The 17,941-nt window shown below is 40.6% G+C and carries 19 protein-coding genes; 8 read left to right on the top strand and 11 right to left on the bottom strand.

Annotated features, from left to right (window positions below; genetic code table 11):
- The first annotated feature begins 26 nt into the window (after window positions 1–26).
- The 4 genes from HBL79_RS02945 (at window position 27) to HBL79_RS02930 (ending at window position 4,569) form a co-directional block, all read left to right on the top strand.
- Window positions 27–1,289 (top strand): inorganic phosphate transporter, encoded by a 1,263-nt coding sequence (locus HBL79_RS02945; RefSeq protein WP_035685767.1) that lies wholly within the window; start codon window positions 27–29, stop codon window positions 1,287–1,289.
- A gap of 69 nt (window positions 1,290–1,358) precedes the next feature.
- Window positions 1,359–2,057, top strand: coding sequence for a carbonate dehydratase (gene can, locus HBL79_RS02940; RefSeq protein WP_017805734.1), 699 nt, complete (start codon window positions 1,359–1,361; stop codon window positions 2,055–2,057).
- Window positions 2,058–2,110: 53 nt separating this feature from the next.
- On the top strand, window positions 2,111–3,208 hold the full coding sequence (gene purK / locus HBL79_RS02935; RefSeq protein ID WP_035685770.1) for a 5-(carboxyamino)imidazole ribonucleotide synthase: 1,098 nt from the start codon (window positions 2,111–2,113) through the stop codon (window positions 3,206–3,208).
- A 170-nt stretch (window positions 3,209–3,378) separates the two neighbouring features.
- Entirely contained in the window at window positions 3,379–4,569 is a 1,191-nt protein-coding gene (locus HBL79_RS02930) for an amino acid aminotransferase (RefSeq protein ID WP_035685773.1), read from the top strand.
- Window positions 4,570–4,684: 115 nt separating this feature from the next.
- On the opposite strand, the gene rpsO is transcribed toward HBL79_RS02930, so the two are convergent.
- A complete protein-coding gene (rpsO, locus tag HBL79_RS02925; RefSeq protein ID WP_017805737.1) occupies window positions 4,685–4,954 on the bottom strand; it encodes a 30S ribosomal protein S15 in 270 nt (89 codons plus the stop codon).
- Between the two features lie 173 nt (window positions 4,955–5,127).
- Between rpsO and HBL79_RS02920 the strand changes: the two genes are divergently transcribed.
- The 3 genes from HBL79_RS02920 to HBL79_RS02910 all read left to right on the top strand — a co-directional run bounded on the left by HBL79_RS02920 (window position 5,128) and on the right by HBL79_RS02910 (window position 8,871).
- The gene (locus HBL79_RS02920; protein ID WP_035685775.1) at window positions 5,128–6,222 is read left to right on the top strand and encodes a sugar diacid recognition domain-containing protein; all 1,095 of its coding nucleotides are present in this window, start codon (window positions 5,128–5,130) and stop codon (window positions 6,220–6,222) included.
- Window positions 6,223–6,345: 123 nt separating this feature from the next.
- On the top strand, window positions 6,346–7,722 hold the full coding sequence (locus tag HBL79_RS02915; protein WP_035685778.1) for a GntP family permease: 1,377 nt from the start codon (window positions 6,346–6,348) through the stop codon (window positions 7,720–7,722).
- 12 nt (window positions 7,723–7,734) lie between these two features.
- Window positions 7,735–8,871 (top strand): glycerate kinase, encoded by a 1,137-nt coding sequence (locus tag HBL79_RS02910; RefSeq protein WP_046097414.1) that lies wholly within the window; start codon window positions 7,735–7,737, stop codon window positions 8,869–8,871.
- A gap of 185 nt (window positions 8,872–9,056) precedes the next feature.
- Here HBL79_RS02910 and ruvB read toward each other — a convergent pair whose 3' ends face one another.
- The 8 genes from ruvB to HBL79_RS02870 form a co-directional block, all read right to left on the bottom strand.
- On the bottom strand, window positions 9,057–10,064 hold the full coding sequence (gene ruvB / locus HBL79_RS02905) for a Holliday junction branch migration DNA helicase RuvB (RefSeq protein WP_035685781.1): 1,008 nt from the start codon (window positions 10,062–10,064) through the stop codon (window positions 9,057–9,059).
- 13 nt (window positions 10,065–10,077) lie between these two features.
- Window positions 10,078–10,692, bottom strand: coding sequence for a Holliday junction branch migration protein RuvA (gene ruvA, locus HBL79_RS02900; RefSeq protein WP_046097415.1), 615 nt, complete (start codon window positions 10,690–10,692; stop codon window positions 10,078–10,080).
- Window positions 10,693–10,779: 87 nt separating this feature from the next.
- A complete protein-coding gene (gene ruvC, locus HBL79_RS02895; protein WP_035685784.1) occupies window positions 10,780–11,340 on the bottom strand; it encodes a crossover junction endodeoxyribonuclease RuvC in 561 nt (186 codons plus the stop codon).
- Window positions 11,341–11,415: 75 nt separating this feature from the next.
- Complete coding sequence (locus tag HBL79_RS02890; RefSeq protein WP_035685786.1) at window positions 11,416–12,156, bottom strand: YebC/PmpR family DNA-binding transcriptional regulator; 741 nt, start codon at window positions 12,154–12,156, stop codon at window positions 11,416–11,418.
- A 453-nt stretch (window positions 12,157–12,609) separates the two neighbouring features.
- A complete protein-coding gene (gene nudB / locus HBL79_RS02885; RefSeq protein WP_035685789.1) occupies window positions 12,610–13,053 on the bottom strand; it encodes a dihydroneopterin triphosphate diphosphatase in 444 nt (147 codons plus the stop codon).
- A 125-nt stretch (window positions 13,054–13,178) separates the two neighbouring features.
- Window positions 13,179–14,957, bottom strand: a complete 1,779-nt coding sequence (gene aspS, locus HBL79_RS02880) for an aspartate--tRNA ligase (protein WP_035685792.1) — start codon at window positions 14,955–14,957, stop codon at window positions 13,179–13,181.
- Between the two features lie 88 nt (window positions 14,958–15,045).
- On the bottom strand, window positions 15,046–15,342 hold the full coding sequence (locus HBL79_RS02875) for a type II toxin-antitoxin system RelE/ParE family toxin (RefSeq protein ID WP_017805749.1): 297 nt from the start codon (window positions 15,340–15,342) through the stop codon (window positions 15,046–15,048).
- On the bottom strand, window positions 15,343–15,633 hold the full coding sequence (locus HBL79_RS02870; RefSeq protein WP_035686016.1) for a type II toxin-antitoxin system RelB/DinJ family antitoxin: 291 nt from the start codon (window positions 15,631–15,633) through the stop codon (window positions 15,343–15,345). It lies immediately after the preceding gene.
- A gap of 191 nt (window positions 15,634–15,824) precedes the next feature.
- Between HBL79_RS02870 and cmoA the strand changes: the two genes are divergently transcribed.
- Window positions 15,825–16,550 (top strand): carboxy-S-adenosyl-L-methionine synthase CmoA, encoded by a 726-nt coding sequence (gene cmoA, locus HBL79_RS02865; protein WP_035685795.1) that lies wholly within the window; start codon window positions 15,825–15,827, stop codon window positions 16,548–16,550.
- A gap of 120 nt (window positions 16,551–16,670) precedes the next feature.
- Here cmoA and HBL79_RS02860 read toward each other — a convergent pair whose 3' ends face one another.
- Both HBL79_RS02860 and HBL79_RS02855 read right to left on the bottom strand, forming a co-directional pair.
- Window positions 16,671–17,624: a porin gene (locus tag HBL79_RS02860; RefSeq protein ID WP_124994836.1), complete on the bottom strand. Its 954-nt coding sequence runs from the start codon at window positions 17,622–17,624 to the stop codon at window positions 16,671–16,673.
- Window positions 17,569–17,751: a hypothetical protein gene (locus HBL79_RS02855; RefSeq protein WP_124994837.1), complete on the bottom strand. Its 183-nt coding sequence runs from the start codon at window positions 17,749–17,751 to the stop codon at window positions 17,569–17,571. The genes HBL79_RS02860 and HBL79_RS02855 overlap by 56 nt, the downstream gene beginning before the upstream one ends.
- Between the last annotated feature and the right edge of the window lie 190 nt (window positions 17,752–17,941).

The raw sequence follows: 17,941 nt of genomic DNA, 5'->3' as shown, positions 1-17,941 counted from the left end.
CTACTAATAAACATAGGAAAAAAACTATGGAAATTATTCAACAATATGGCTCTTTATTAGTGATTATCACGGCGGTTTTTGGCTTCTTTATGGCATTTGGCGTTGGTGCGAATGACGTTTCAAATGCAATGGGAACCTCTGTGGGTTCAGGCACAATCACCGCCAAACAAGCAATTATTATTGCAATGATCTTTGAATCAGCTGGAGCTTACCTTGCTGGTGGTGAAGTAGCCGAAACCATTAAAAGTGGAGTAATTAATACCGTTGAATTCGTTTCAAGTCCTGAAATATTAGCACTTGGGATGATGGCATCCTTATTTTCGGCTGGACTTTGGTTATTACTCGCATCAAGAATGGGGTGGCCAGTATCCACAACTCACACAATTATCGGAGCAATTATTGGCTTTGGCTGTATTACAATCGGACCACAAGCAGTTGATTGGGGAGAAGTCAAAAAAATTGTTGGTAGCTGGTTTATTACCCCAGCGATCGCAGGCGTTATCGCTTATGGCATCTTCTTTAGTATTCAAAAACTTATTTTTGATACAGAAAATCCGCTCAACAATGCAAAAAAATATGGTCCTTATTATATCGGCGTAACAATTTTTATCCTTGTTATCGTAACAATGATTAAAGGGTTAAAACACGTTGGGCTACACCTTTCAACCTTTGAAACCACGGTTATTTCTCTTGCTATCAGCGGTGTCGCGGTGATAATCAGCCATTTTTACTTCCGTAGCGAACGGTTTAGTCAAACCGTAAGCACTGGCTCTTTCGGCACTGTGGAAAAAGTATTCAGCATTTTAATGCTACTCACCGCTTGTGCAATGGCATTTGCTCACGGTTCAAATGATGTTGCCAATGCTATCGGGCCACTTTCTGCCGTGGTGTCGATTGTCGATAATCACGGGCAGATCTTAGCGAAATCGCCATTGGCTTGGTGGGTGCTTCCACTTGGTGCTGGCGGAATCGCCTTAGGGCTTGTGGTAATGGGCTATAAAGTTATGGCGACTATTGGTACAGGGATCACCGATCTCACTCCTAGTCGTGGCTTTGCCGCACAATTTGCAACCGCAACTACTGTGGTATTAGCTTCAGGCACGGGCTTACCGATTTCCACCACACAAACCCTTGTGGGTGCGATTTTAGGAATCGGCTTTGCACGCGGTATCGCAGCGTTAAACCTCACGGTAATCCGCAACATTGTCGCATCTTGGGTAATTACATTACCTGCTGGGGCATTCTTTGCCATTATTATTTACTACATACTTCAAAGTATTTTCATCTAACAAAATTAAGTGCGGTAAAATAATACCGCACATTCTTAACACATTATAAAAAAGACCGAATCCCAATTAATGAAAAAAATTGAACAACTTTTTGCCAATAACTATAGCTGGGCAACACGAATGAAAGAGGAAAATTCCGATTATTTTCGTGAACTTGCCGATCACCAAACCCCAAGCTATTTGTGGATAGGCTGTTCGGATAGCCGTGTTCCAGCTGAGAAGCTCACGAATCTTGGACCAGGTGAGCTTTTTGTACATCGCAATGTGGGTAACCAAGTGATTCACACGGATTTAAATTGTCTTTCTGTAGTGCAATATGCCGTTGATGTACTTGATATTGAACACATTATTATTTGCGGACACACCAACTGCGGTGGGATTAGAGCTGCAATGGCTGAACAAGATTTGGGGCTGATTAATAATTGGCTGTTGCATATTCGCGATATTTGGTTCAAACACAGCCATTTGCTGGGTAAATTGCCGCCTGAAAAGCGTGCGGATATGCTTACGAAACTGAATGTGGCGGAACAAGTTTATAATCTTGGGCGTTGTTCAATTGTACAATCGGCGTGGAAGCGTGGCAAAAAATTGTCGCTACACGGCTGGGTTTATGACGTAAACGATGGTTATTTGATTGATCAAGGGGTGATGGCAACCAGCCGTGAAACCCTTGAAATTTCTTATTTGAGTGCAATTTCACGTTTGTTAAAAGAAAATGACAATGACGTTGCACATTCAGAAAAGTCCGAAGACAATACAGAAAAATAGGTGAAAAACACACCGCACTTTGATTTTTACACAACATCATCAAGGATTTCACAATGCAAAAAAGTGCTTTATATCCAACGGTTTATGTTTTAGGCAATGGGCAACTTGGGCGAATGCTCCGCTATGCAGGTGCACCTTTAGATATTGAGGTTAAACCTCTTGCATTCGATACCCCCTTGTTTGAACTAGAAGAAAATAGCCTAATTACCGCTGAAATTGAACGTTGGGAAACCACACCACTGACAGAAAAACTCGCCCGCCATTCGCAATTTATTAATCGTGCTGTTTTTGGTTTAACAGCCGATCGCCTTTCGCAAAAATCCTTACTTGATGAATTAAACCTGCCTACTTCGCCTTGGTGCATCGTAGAAAGTGCGGTGCAATGGGAGGACATTTTTCAGCATATTGGTGAGAAGGTGGTCGTCAAACGCCGTACGGGGGGCTATGATGGGCGTGGGCAGTGGATTATCACGCCTGAAAACAAAAACATCATCACCGAAGACTTATTCGGGCAAGTGATCGCAGAAAAATTTATTCCCTTTGACGGCGAAATTTCCTTAGTCGGTGTAAGATTTAAAAACGGAGAAACCCGTTTTTATCCCGTAACCCATAATTTGCAACAAAACGGCATTTTACGTTATAGCGTTGCCGATCCTTCGCTTCCGCAGCAATCCCTTTTTCAACAACAGGCAGAAGCAATGTTGGCAAAAATTATGCACAAGCTGAATTATATCGGCGTGATGGCGATGGAATGTTTTATTATCGGCGAAAAATTATTGATTAATGAACTTGCCCCTCGCGTGCATAATAGTGGACATTGGACGCAACTTGGCTGTTCCATTAGCCAATTTGAGCTACATTTACGAGCGTTGTTGAATTTGCCAACGCCAGAATTGATTAGCACAATGCCCACGGTGATGATTAATCTAATCGGCACGGCACATAATCCACAATGGCTAAATCAACCATTTAGTCAGCTTCATTGGTATGGCAAAGAAGTGCGAGCGGGGCGTAAGGTGGGGCATATCAATTTAGCTCATTGCGATAAAAACCAGCTTTGTGAATTGTTAGATCGCTTTGCTCAAACCTTACCTGAGGATTATCAATCTGGCTTACATTGGACAAAGAAAAAATTGAAATCCTCTAATTAATTTGAGGAATTTTTGAAAAATAATCGGCTTTATCAGGTTAAAAGAAGATTCATTTTAATAAATACTTGCGAACTACTCATATTCTCAAGTATAACATTGCAATAGCTGTTTTTTTGTTTCTCAAAAAACGTCTAATTATGTACAACACAACTTCAAGAAGGATATTCACGATGTTTGAAAATATAAATGCAGCACCAGCCGATCCTATTCTAGGATTGGGCGAAGCATTCAAAGCTGATAACCGTTCAAATAAAATTAATTTAGGCATTGGCGTTTATAAAGATGCTAAAGGCAACACGCCAATTATGAAAGCTGTTAAAGCGGCAGAGCAACGTTTGCTTGATGTAGAAACCAGTAAAAATTACCTCGCGATTGATGGCGTGGCTGATTTTAATGCTCGCACTCAAGTTCTACTTTTCGGTGAAAGCTCGCCTATCATTAAAAATCAACGTGCTAAAACCGTACAAAGCCTAGGTGGCACAGGGGCATTACGCATCGCCGCCGAATTTATTAAACGGCAAACCAAAGCACAAAATGTGTGGATTAGCACGCCAACTTGGCCAAATCACAATGCAATTTTTAATGCTGTTGGCATTACCATTCGCGAATATCGCTATTATGACGCTGAACGCAAAGCCTTAGATTGGGACAATCTCATCGCAGATTTAAGTAATGCAGGCGAAGGCGATGTGGTGTTATTACACGGTTGCTGCCATAACCCAACGGGCATTGATCCAACCCCAGAACAATGGCAACAACTAGCTGAAATGTCGGCGAAAAACGGCTGGCTACCGCTCTTTGATTTTGCTTATCAAGGCTTTGCCAATGGCTTAGAAGAAGATGCTTTCGGCTTGCGTACTTTTGCGGCAAACCATAAAGAATTACTGGTAGCAAGTTCTTATTCGAAAAATTTCGGGCTTTATAATGAACGCGTTGGAGCATTTACCTTAGTTGCAGAAAATAAAGAGATCGCCGCTACTGCCTTAACCCAAGTAAAATCCATCATTCGTACCCTCTACTCTAATCCAGCTTCGCACGGTGCTTCAACTGTTGCATTAGTCTTGGCAGATCCCACATTACGAGAAGAATGGACAAACGAATTAACCGAAATGCGTGATCGCATTAAAGCAATGCGTCATCAATTCGTTGAATTACTAAAAGAATATGGTGCAAAACAAGATTTCAGCTTCATTGAGGAGCAAAATGGAATGTTCTCATTCAGTGGCTTAACGCCTGAGCAAGTAGATCGTCTAAAAGAAGAATTTGCGATTTATGCGGTTCGTTCAGGGCGGATTAATGTTGCGGGAATTACTGAAGAAAACATTCGTACCTTATGTGAAAGTATTGTAAAAGTGCTTTAAAAAATACCGCACTTTATAAATAAATTAAACCCTGTATTATACAGGGTTTAATTTATTCTCAGCCTACATAAAAAATGCTCAATAAATTGAGCGTTTTCTTGTTCTAATTTGGAAATTAGCGACGTAAACCTAAACGAGCGATTGTTTCGCTGTATTTAGCTAAATCAGTACGTTTTAAGTAGTCTAATAATTTACGACGACGAGAAACCATACGTAATAAACCACGGCGACCGTGATGGTCTTTTTTATGCACTGCAAAGTGTGCTTGTAAGTGGTTGATTTGTGCAGTTAATAATGCAATTTGAACTTCAGATGAACCAGTATCTTTTGCATCACGACCAAATTCAGCAACGATAGCTGCTTTTTTTTCTGTGCTTAGAGACATATTAAAATCCTCAATAGTAGGGTTAGTCATACATCAAACGCCGATCTCTAATTCAGCGCCGACAAGGAGCAACAATTGTAGCGATTAAGAGAAAAAATGCAATAAATATCTTGGGTAAATAAGCATTTTAATTATATGATTTAGCCAAGTTTGATTTCATTTTCAGGTGGATTATGGAACTTGATCAGCAAGTTGCACAGAAAATTGTGCAACGGGCAATGAATATTATTCCAAACAGCGTCAATGTAATGGATAAAAACGGGGTGATTATTGCTTCTGGCGATACTTCCCGTTTAAAGCAAAAACATACGGAGGCGGTGATTGCAATTCGAGAAAATCGGGTTGTGGAAGTTGATGAGTTTCTTTCGCAAAAATGGAATCAAGAAGCCAAGCCTGGTATCAATATTCCGATTAATTATCTCGGTAATATTTTTGGTGTTGTGGGGGTATCAGGCAAGCCAGAGGAAGTACGTCCTTATGCTGAATTAGTAAAAATGACGGCGGAATTAATTGTTGAACAGCACATTTTAATTGAGCAAGAACGTTGGTCGCATCGTTATAAAGAAGAATTTATTTTACAGTTAGTCAATCATTCACAGAAATACCCCCAGCTTGCTCAACAGGCAAATTTCTTTGGCATTGATTTATCCCTTGATTATGTGGCAACGCTGATTAATTTGTGCCATTCCAATCAAACTCAATTACAAGAATTAGTCAGCTACTTGCAACAGCAAAATGTGCTTTTTGCTATTCATTCTTTGGATTCCATCTTGATATTATTACCCGCAAATGAACGTCAAAATAAAATGTTGTTGAAAACCTTTGTGCCAGCACATTGGAGTCCTCATCAATATAAGATTGTGGTGGGCGGTTTTTTAGGTGGAAATGAAAGGTTGGAGCTTTCTTATAAAACAGCATTAAGTACGCTAAGTTATGGATTAAAATTTTTCCCGAAAAAATCGATTTATTTTTTTGAACAATACCAGCTGCCTGTTTTATTAGATGATTTAACCGATTCTTGGCAAGCAAAAGAATTGTTAAAACCTATTAATAAACTTTATGCGCAAGATACCAATCAACAATTACGCAAAACGCTGCAACAATATTTTTTATCAAATTGTGATCTCACTCTCACCGCACAAAATTTATTCATTCATATTAATACACTGCGTTATCGGCTTAACAAAATTGAGCAAATAACCTCTTTGTCTTTCAATAAGATAGATGATCTATTTGTGTTTTATTTAAGCATATTGTTTAAAAAGTAATTTGTATTTTTCTATAAATTATTATGGGTTTTCACCCTAATTTTTGTATTTTAAGATAAAGCATTTTCGCAGAGAAAAAACAATAATGTAATCGATGATTAATCATATAAAAGGAGAAATGATATGACGGGCATCGCACTCATTGTTAGCTTTATCCTTGCTATCCTTATTATGATTTTTATGATAGCGAAATTAAAAGTTCACCCTTTCCTCGCATTAATGAGCATTTCCCTTGCTTTAGCGCTTATTGCGGGCATTCCTCTCACTAAAATTCCAGCAATGGTTGGAGCTGGTTTTAGTAGCACATTTAAGAGCATCGGTATTGTGATTATTTTCGGTGCGATTATCGGTATGGTGCTAGAAAAAACAGGCGCAGCCTTAAAATTAGCAGATATGGTTGTTAAACTGGTTGGACAAAAACGACCAGAACTGGCTATGCTTATTATGGGCTGGGTTGTTGGTATTCCAGTGTTCTGTGATAGTGGCTTTGTTGTGTTAAACCCAATTCGTGAAGCAATTCAGAAAAAAATCGCCGCTAATCCCGTTGGTACTGCGGTTGCACTGAGTGCAGGGCTTTATGCCGCACACGTTTTTATTCCGCCAACACCAGGGCCAATTGCTGTGGCAGGTGGATTAGGTTTAGAGCATAATTTATTATTGGTCATTCTTATGGGGATTGCAGTATCCATTCCTGTTTTGATTGCAAGTTATCTTTTTGCCAAATTTATTGGTAAGCGAGTTATTTTGCAAGATGATGCTAATGATGAACTGATTGCTCAAGGTTATGAGGCCTTATTGAAAAAATATGGCACTTTACCTAATGGCTTTTTAAGTCTTGCGCCGATTTTTGTTCCTATCATTTTAATGGCACTAGGTTCAATCACTAAAATTTCAGGTGTAACAGGGGATATTGCTAATTTCATTTTATTCTTAGGCAATCCGATTATTGCCTTAGGAATTGGATTAATCTTTGCCATCATTCTTATTTTTCAATGTGGCAAAATCAGTGAGTTTGAAACCTTAACCAACGACACTCTAAAACTCGTTGGCCCAATTCTGTTTATTACAGCAGCTGGTGGCGTATTAGGCAAAGTGATTGTTGAAGCAGGGTTCGTAGAATATATTAAAGAAAATGCGCATATTATTAGTAGTGCGGGTATTTTCTTTCCATTTATTATCTCAGCGATTTTGAAAACCGCACAAGGCAGCTCTACCGTGGCAATGATCACCACTGCGGCAATTATGGGAATGTTCAATGTTGATGATTCTCTAATGAGCGCATTAGGCTTAACCAGTGAAATTGCTGCGGCGCTGACCGTAATGGCGATTGCAGCAGGGGCAATGTGCGTTTCTCACGCGAATGACAGTTACTACTGGGTGGTAACAAACTTTAGTAAAATGACACCACAACAAGGCTATCGCACACAAACCACATTAACTTTTATTATGGGAATTGTGGGGATTAGCACAGTTTATGTCCTTTCCTTGGTTTTACTTTAATAGGAATTAACAATGAAAATACTCATTGCACCGGATTCATTCAAAGAAAGTTTGACCGCACTTGAAGTGGCGGAGGCGATTGAAATTGGGTTTCGCAAGATTTTTCCGCACGCACAATATTGTAAAATCCCAATGGCTGACGGTGGTGAAGGCACGGTGCAATCTTTGGTGGACGCGACGCAAGGCAAGCTTATCCAATGTACGGTTACCGCCCCTTTGGGCAATAAGATTGACGCATTTTGGGGGCTTTCTGGTGATGGCGAAACTGCATTCATTGAAATGGCGGCAGCTTCGGGGTTGCATCTTGTACCAATGGAAGTGCGTAATCCATTGAAAACCACCAGTTTTGGCACGGGAGAATTGATTTTGAACGCCTTAAATTATGGGGTGAAAAAAATTATTCTCGGCATTGGTGGGAGTGCAACCAATGATGCTGGCGTGGGAATGTTGCAAGCCTTGGGTGCGCGCTTTCTCAATGCTGAAAATCAATCTTTGGGCTATGGCGGCGAACAGCTAATTCACACCGCTCATATTGATTTAAGCCAGCTTGATTCACGTTTAGCACGAGTACAAATTGAAGTGGCTTGTGATGTGAATAATCCATTATGTGGTGAAACTGGCGCATCTGCCGTGTTCGGGCCGCAAAAAGGGGCAACCGTGCAAATGGTGCAACAACTTGATGCAGCACTTGCTCATTTCGCCGAGAAAGTACAGCAACAGCTTGGTATTAATATCGCCAATCAATCTGGTGCAGGAGCGGCTGGCGGAATGGGCGGTGGATTATTGCTGCTACCTAAAGTGCGGTTGAAAAAAGGCGTAAATATTGTGTTAGAAACCTTAAATTTTAGCGTTCAAGTGCAAGATGCCGATTTGGTGATTACGGGCGAAGGGCGAATGGACGGACAAAGTGCTTACGGAAAAACGCCAATTGGTGTCGCCAAAACTGCTAAGCAATTTGGCAAACCTGTGATTGCTATCGTAGGCTGCCTGCGGGAAGATTATGAAGTGGTGTATGAGCAGGGCATTGATGCGGTCTTTCCGATCATTCGTCAGCTTGATAGTTTGGAAAACACCTTGCGTTCAGGGAAAGAGAATCTGATTTCAACAGCGCAAAATATCGCCAGATTTTATCAGTTAGCGATGAAATAACAGAATAGTGAAAAGACAAGTGCGGTGTAAAATTTCAGATTTTTCACCGCACTTTATTTTTGGGCATAAGATACGTTTTTCTACCAACTTTTCTACATTAACGTCCTGTAACTTACTACTTTATTATCTCGATAAAGCTTACGAAAAAACGGAGCACTTCCCTACTCCATCGTCTTTTTTCTTCCCTAATCAGTCAGCTTATCAATTCCCAAATGACGATAGGTTCGCAATGTGGCGATACGTCCTCTTGGGGTGCGTTGTAAAAAGCCTTGTTGGATTAAATAAGGCTCAAGCACATCTTCAATGGTTTCACGTTCTTCACCAATGGCGGCGGCAAGGTTGTCTAAGCCCACAGGGCCACCGTCAAAACGTTCAATAATGGCGCTTAATAATTTGCGATCCATAAAGTCGAAACCTGCGGGATCAACATCTAACATTGAAAGGGCGGATTTGGCAATTTGTGCGGAAATTTGCCCTGCATTTTTAACATCGGCGTAATCTCTCACACGGCGTAATAAACGGTTGGCAATACGCGGTGTACCACGAGAACGACAGGCAATTTCTTGCGCCGCATCTTGTTCAATGGCTAAGTTTAAACATTGCGCACTGCGTGCCACAATGGACGTGAGATCTTCTACGGAATAAAATTCTAAGCGTTGCACAATGCCAAAGCGATCACGCAAAGGGGAAGTGAGCGAGCCAGCTTTGGTGGTTGCGCCAATTAATGTAAAAGGGGGCAAATCCAGTTTAATTGAGCGTGCCGCTGGACCTTCACCAATCATAATATCGAGCTGATAATCTTCCATTGCGGGATACAGCACTTCTTCAATGGCTGGGGAAAGGCGGTGAATTTCGTCAATAAATAGCACATCGTGCGGTTCAAGATTGGTCAGCATTGCCGCTAAATCGCCTGCTTTTTCAAGCACTGGCCCTGAAGTGGTGCGGATATTTACTCCCATTTCATTCGCCACAATATTGGCAAGGGTGGTTTTCCCTAACCCCGGTGGGCCGAAAATCAATAGGTGATCGAGTGCATCTTGACGTAGTTTGGCGGCTTGGATAAAGATTTCCATTTGTTCGCAAACTTGCGGTTGCCCCACATAATCGGTGAGTAATTTAGGGCGAATAGCACGGTCAATAACTTCTTCATCGAATTTTTCTGTTGCACTTACAATTCTATCTACTTCAATCATTACAATGCCTTATTTATAACGATGCCTTTAGTGCTTCACGAATTAACTGCTCACTATTGAGATCTGGGTTTGCGACTTTCTTCACCATTTTTTCAGCTTCACTCGCTTTATAACCTAGTGCAACTAATGCGGCAATTGCATCATCAATTTGAACATTTTCTTTACTTGATGATTTTTCTGCCACTGGTAAATGGGTGCTTTCAATAAAGAAATCACCTTGTGGTAAATCCTTAAATTTTCCTTTTAATTCAACTAATAAACGTTCTGCTGTTTTTTTTCCTACCCCTGGAATTTTAACTAATTTAGATAATTCCTCTCGCTCAATCGCATAAGCAAATTCATTAACTGACATTGCGGATAAAATTGCCAACGCTAGTTTTGGTCCAACGCCATTAGTTTTAATTAATTCACGAAATAAAGTGCGGTCTTGCTTGTGGGAAAATCCAAACAGCAAATGTGCATCTTCTCGCACGACTAAATGGGTAAATAAGGTTGTTTGTTGCCCTGTTTCTGGCAAGTTATAAAAGCTTGTCATTGGCAATAAAAGCTCATAGCCCACACCTTGTACATCAAGCAAAATTTCTGGTGGTTGCTTTTCGACTAATAATCCTGTTAAACGGCCTATCATAATTTTCCCTTAAAAAAGATTTGTCATAGGATAAAGTAAAACTGGATAAATATCCAGTTTTAAACGATAAATTTTCACGCTTAACTATTATAAACGGAAACGCCCACGACTATATCTTGGACGCAAAAGTGCGGTGTTTTTTCCCGCTGTTTTTTGCATATTCTGATTAATTTGCGATAAATGGGCGAAAGAGTGAGCGTGTGTAATCGCAATCGCTAAGGCATCGGCGGCATCGGCTTGCGGTTTCGCAGAAAGGTTTAAAATACGCGTAACCATTTCTTGCACTTGAGTTTTATCGGCTGCCCCTGTGCCAACCACCGTTTGCTTAACTAAGCGTGCGGCGTATTCAAACACAGGTAAATCGTGGTTCACTGCAGCGACAATCGCCACACCGCGAGCTTGTCCAAGTTTTAATGCAGAATTGGCATTTTTCGCCAAAAACACTTCTTCAATGGCAAACATTGTGGGCTGAAATTGCGTGATAATTTCGCTTACTCCCGCATAAATGCGTTTCAGACGTGTAGGCATATCTTCTGCTTGAGTGCGAATCACTCCGCTGCCTAAATATTCCAATTTAAGCCCCATTTGGCGAATCACCCCATAGCCGGTTAAACGAGAACCAGGGTCGATACCTAAAATAATTGCCATCTTTTTTCCTAAATGAAAAAGGTGCTGAAGATCACGCACCTTTTAACTTATCGCTGATCAAATCAATGTGAGAAATTAAAGCAATGCTGCCACTTCATCACTGATTTCACCGTTGTGATACACATTTTGCACATCATCACAATCTTCTAGCATTTCAATTAAACGCAATAATTTTGGTGCAGTTTCCGCATCAAGATTTACCGTAGTTGATGGGATCATTGTAACTTCCGCTTCTTGAATTTTAAATCCAGCCGTTTCAATGGCTTCACGCACGGCACTTAAATCTTCCCACGCGGTGTAGATTTCAAAACTGCCGTCTTCTTGTGGTTGAATATCGTCAGCGCCCGCTTCGATCGCCGCTTCAGTTAAAGCATCTTCATCAGCTTCTGCGATCAAAATCAAGCCTTTTTTGCTGAATAAATAACCTACCGAGCCTTCTGTCCCTAAGTTCCCGCCACATTTGGTAAAACTTGGACGAACCTGTGAAATGGTGCGATTTGCGTTATCACTTAAACATTCTACCATTACCGCTGTACCACCTGGACCATAGCCCTCATAAACTTTGGTTTCCATATTGGTGTCATCACCACCGCCCACACCACGATCAATCGCACGGTTGATGGTATCACGCGTCATATTATTAGAAAGGGCTTTATCCACCGCCGCACGCAAACGCGGGTTAGCACTGGTATCGCCACCACCTAATTTTGCAGCGGTAACTAATTCACGGATTAATTTAGTAAAGATTTTGCCACGTTGAGCATCTTGGGCGGCTTTACGGTGTTTAATATTCGCCCACTTACTATGTCCTGCCATTTTGTTTCCTTCTGTTTTTGTGATCTTTTTGATCTTGAGTTTAATTAAATTTGTTTGTTTTTATAAATCGGGTTTCGCCGTTAGCGACTTATGTTCACCGCAATAGGCGTTATATCATTTAGTGCGTAGTTATTGCTACTATCAAATCTCGCCCTACCCCCTCTTTGCTAAAGAGGGGGGGATATGAGCGTATTATTAACGCATTTTGAGCTATAACTACTAAATTCCCCTCTTTAGCAAAGAGGGGGCTAGGGGAGATTTGGCAGAAGTCATTCCAGCCAAATAATCAATCAGCCCTTATTTAACAAATAACCAGCTATCAACAGTGATTATATTTATTCTAATTTTGAAGTGCGGTCAAAAATACTCTTATTTTTTCACCGCACTGTTCCCCTCTTTAACAAAGAGGGGTTAGGGGAGATTTGGCAGAATTTATTCCAGCCTAATAATCAATCAGCCCTTATTTACCAAATATTTCTCAATCGCTGTGGCGTTATTCGGCGATTTTGTCATTTGCACGGCCTGCTGTGGGGAAACCCATTTAAAAGCCAAATGCTCGCTTAATTGCGGTTCAAATTCCTCTTCCACCGCACACAAAAACCAATGTTCGCGACAGTGGGTGATATTCGGTGCGTATTTATAGCGGAAATGGGGAAAAATTTCAAATTCTACCCATTCATTACAATCAAAAAGTGCGGTGGAATTTTCAGAAATTTTTAACCGCACTTCTTCCCAAAGCTCGCGAATAGCCGTTTGCCTCGGCGTTTCGCCATTTTCCATTGATCCCGTTACTGATTGCCAAAATTCGGGATCGTCTTTGCGTTGCAACATCAGTACGCGATGCGTATTTTTAGCATAGATAACAACAAGAATGCTATGGGGATTTTTGTAGCTCATCTATTCCTATTTCTCCATAACACTGTTATCTAATTCAATACCTATCTAAATTGTTTCGTATTTTTGGGGCGTATGCGATACGCCCCTGCGTCCATTTCAAAAATAATTTTATAGGTTATAAAAATTTATTTTGCTTTTTCTTCTTTTACCATTACCGCAATGTCTAATTCCTGCAATGCCTGCGGGTTCGCATAGCTTGGGGCTTCGGTCATTAAGCACGCGGCGGCGGTGGTTTTCGGGAAGGCGATAACATCACGAATGTTGTCGGTTCCGGTTAAAAGCATCACTAAACGATCTAAACCAAAGGCTAAACCTGCGTGTGGTGGTGTGCCGTATTTTAAGGCATCAAGCAAGAAGCCGAATTTTTCTTGTTGTTCTGCTTCGTTAATGCCAAGAATGCGGAATACAGTTTGTTGCATCACAGGATCGAAAATACGCACAGAGCCGCCGCCCACTTCGTAGCCGTTAATCACCATATCGTAAGCATTTGCCACGGCTGCCGTTGGATCTTGCTCTAATTGGCTCGGGCTGAAATCTTTTGGTGAGGTGAACGGGTGGTGCATTGCGGCAAGGTTGCCCTCTTCATCACGTTCAAACATTGGGAAATCTATCACCCAAAGCGGTTTCCATTCGTCCAAGCGGGTTAAACCTAAATCACGCCCTAATTTTAAGCGTAACGCCCCCATTGCGTCAGTGGCAACGTTCCATTTGTCTGCACCGAAGAAAAGAATATCGCCGTTTTGTGCTTGCACACGGGTTAATAGGGCATTTAGCACGTCTTCAGAGAGGAATTTTGCGATTGGGCTTTGCACGCCTTCTAAGCCTTTTTCAAGCTCATTAACTTTCAACCAAGCTAAGCCTTTTGCACCATAAATGCCAACAAATTGGGTGTATTCGTCAATTTGTTTACGGGTAATGCTTGCACCATTTGGCACGCGGATCACGGTTACGCGCCCATTTGGATCATTTGCAGGGCCACTGAATACTTTGAAATCCACGTCTTTGACTAAATCTGCCACGTCCACCATTTCTAATGGGTTACGCAAATCAGGCTTATCTGAACCGAAACGTTGCATTGCTTCCGCCCAAGTCATCATTGGGAATTTACCGAGATCTACGCCTAAAATGTCTAACCATAATCCGTGGATCATTTGTTCCATAATTGCACGCACTTCAGGGGCGGTTAAGAATGAAGTTTCCACATCAATTTGGGTAAACTCAGGCTGACGATCCGCACGCAAATCTTCATCACGGAAACATTTTACAATTTGATAGTAGCGGTCAAAGCCAGACATCATCAATAATTGCTTAAATAATTGTGGCGATTGTGGCAAGGCGTAAAATTTACCTTTATGCACACGGCTTGGCACTAAATAATCTCGTGCCCCTTCTGGCGTGGCTTTGGTGAGCATTGGGGTTTCAATATCAAGGAAACCGTGATCGTCCATAAAACGGCGAACAAAGCTGGTGATTTTCGCACGGGTTTTCAAACGCTGTGCCATTTCAGGGCGGCGTAAATCTAAATAGCGATATTTTAAACGTTGCTCTTCCGTATTATTTTGATTGAAATCCAACGGCAACACATCAGAGGCATTGTAAACAGCAAGGGATTTCGCCAACACTTCCACTTCACCCGTTGCCATATTTTTATTGATTTGATTTTCAGGGCGGGCAATCACTTCCCCTTTAATTTGTACGCAGAACTCATTACGCAAGCCTGCCGCAGCAGTGAGTGCTTCTTGATATTTCGGGTCAAAGCAGACTTGTACAATGCCTTCACGATCACGCAGATCGATAAAAATCAAGCCCCCTAAATCACGGCGTTTATTCACCCAACCACTTAATGTTACTTCTTGCCCAATGTTTTCACGGTTTAACGCCCCGCAATAATGAGTTCGCATCATAATATTTTTCCTTATTGAAATCTTAAAAAAGTGATAACCGCAAGATTATAGCGGAAATCTTGGGGGGATAGAATTGTTAATTAAGAAGTTATGCAAAAACTTCTGAATGTGTATTTAGCCGAACTAATTTTAGGCATTGCTGTTCAATTTTATAAATTAGCACGAGATCATTGAGAATGTGGCAATCCATATAACCTTTCAAATTGTTTTTAAGCGGATGATTTTTATATTCGGCGGGTAAAGTCAGTCCATTTGTTAAGCAGTGCATCACTTCCAAATAGCGGGGATGAACAAATAAGTGCGGTGCTTTTTTGGCTAGTTGTACCAAATCGCGCTTAAATTCTTTCGCCATTTCAATTTCCTTAATTGGCAACGGCTGGTTCATTTATTTTTTCTCTTCTGCTATTTGTTGCAATAAGGTGGCAAGATCGGTTTTATCATCAAGAGAGAAACGCTCAGCCGTTCCACTTTCAATTTCATTCATTGCCGCTAAAGTTTTTGCATTAGGTTGTAAATAATTCAAACTCAAAGGAATTGCTTTGGTGGTAGCAATTTCAGTTAAAAACATATTAAACACTTGTGATGGAGTAAGGCCATATTGAGCAATCACTTCAAATGCTTCTGTTTTTAAATGTTGTGGTAAACGAAAATTCACCACGGCATTATTGTTCGTCATTGTAGTCATAATCAATCTCTCACTGGTTAAATTGATTGCATTATATTGCATATACAACGTCATTACAAATTAAGATTAATACATTTCCATTTGTGAGAACCGCAGTCTTGCTCTAAAATGCAGGCAAAATAAAGTGCGGTAAAAATTTTGTGAATTTTCACCGCACTTTGCTAACCCATTTAGGATAAATAATGAGTAAAGATACCATTTTTTCTGCCCCGATTAAGAATTTGGGCGATTTTACTTTTGATGAAAATGTGGCGGAAGTGTTCCCTGATATGATCCAGCGTTCCGTGCCGGGCTATTCTAATATCATCACGGCTATCGGAATGTTGGCGAGCCGTTTTGTAACGCCAAATTCTAATGTGTATGATTTAGGTTGTTCTCGTGGTGCGGCAACCCTTTCGGCAAGACGCAACATTCATCAGCCCAATGTGAAGATTATTGGGGTGGATAATTCGTTGCCGATGGTGGAACGTTGTCGCCAGCATATTCAGGCTTATCATAGCGATGTTCCTGTTGAAATTTTGTGCGATGATATTCGTAACATTGAAATCAGCAATGCCTCAATGGTGATTTTAAATTTCACTTTACAATTTTTGCCTCCGCAAGATCGCACCGCGTTGTTAGAAAAAATTTATCAAGGGCTAAATCCGAATGGGGTGTTAGTGCTGTCGGAAAAATTTCGTTTTAATGATGAAAAAATCGATGAATTATTGATTGATTTACACCACGAATTTAAACGTGCCAATGGTTACAGCGAGCTAGAAGTGAGCCAAAAACGCACCGCACTTGAAAATGTGATGCGTACTGATGATATTGAAACGCACAAAGTGCGGTTAAAATCCGTGGGATTTTCTCATATTGAATTGTGGTTTCAATGCTTTAATTTTGGGTCTATGGTGGCGATAAAATAAGGAATATATTTTATTTTTGAATAAAAAAATCTGCACCTTAACCAGTTAGTTGTTTAGTCCAACTTTTGAGGTGCAGACATTAGCGTAGCTTTTTTATATGTTAAGTGATCGATTCCGCAATTAGAAGTAAACGCGTAAACCTACACCATAACGGTTGTCTTTGGTTTTGGTTCTACCGTTAGCTGTAGCCACTGTACCTTTTGCTTGTGCGAATTGTACGTAAGATACAACATTTTTAGATAACTCATAGTCTGCACCAACAATATAGGTATTACTTAACACTTTTCCATAGGTGCCAGTTAAGGATTTTGCTGCATTACGTTGCCATTGTGCAAACACTTTTGATTCTGGTAGCACTTGATACTCCGATGCAACTAAAAGATAACGAGCTTTTGCAGAAATATTTGCATCTTTATGTTTAATATGGGTTTGTCCATATTCAACACCAAATTTTGCATCACCAAAGCCTAACTGGGTCGCTAGACGCCAAGATTTATTTTGGAGACCTGTTGCATTAGCATTGCTCGCTGTTGCTTCTGAATTATCATATTTTGCTACAGTATAACCTGCATTCACATCTAAGGTTACGCCACTGAAATCAGCCCCATAGAATGCACTTACACCATAACCATTTTTTAGATCAGTTGAATTTGTATTTTTCTTCGCTTCACCAAAAACATAATCTGCACCAAAGCCTAATGTTTGTCCTTCAGCAATTTGGAAATCTGCAGAACGGAAAGACACAACTTTATCTCCACTGTCAAGCAAGTTGTTATTTCCACTTAAGAAATAAGCGTTATCATTTAATTGAACTTCATCGCCTATCGTGTTTTGTTTACCAAAAGAAACGCGACCTACCCCTTCTTTTTCGAGGGCTAACCATAATTTGTCCGTTACTGGATTATCAAAAGTACTTCCAGTATTTCCGCCATCTTCAAAGGCATCATCGTTATCAAAACGTAAACGTGCATAACCTAAGGCTTTCAAACCGTCACCTAAATCTTGTTGTGCGGTGAAGTTAATGCGAGATGCGAGATTCGTTATTACGTAAGTCTGTACGTTGGTCTTTGCCAAATTTACCTAATACTACATCAAAGTAACCGCCCACACCAACTTGTGTGCCTTCATTACTGTACACTGTTGCAGCACTTGCTGAAGTTGCAACTGCAGCAACTGCTAATGCCAATAATGTCTTTTTCATAACTAAATCCTCTTTAAACTTATAACATTGTTATAACAAAGTTAAAATCAAACTAAAATTAAAAAATAAAAACACCACTCCTTTCGGAGTGGCGGCACATTCTAACAAAAAAAGCCACAGATGTTAAAGGAAATTTACAGTACATAAAATTCAAAATAATGCGGCATAAAAAAACCACGTATTTAAACGT

It is taken from the genome of Avibacterium paragallinarum, from assembly GCF_011765605.1.
GTDB lineage: Bacteria > Pseudomonadota > Gammaproteobacteria > Enterobacterales > Pasteurellaceae > Avibacterium > Avibacterium paragallinarum.
This window is presented reverse-complemented; position numbering and strand designations above follow the sequence as displayed.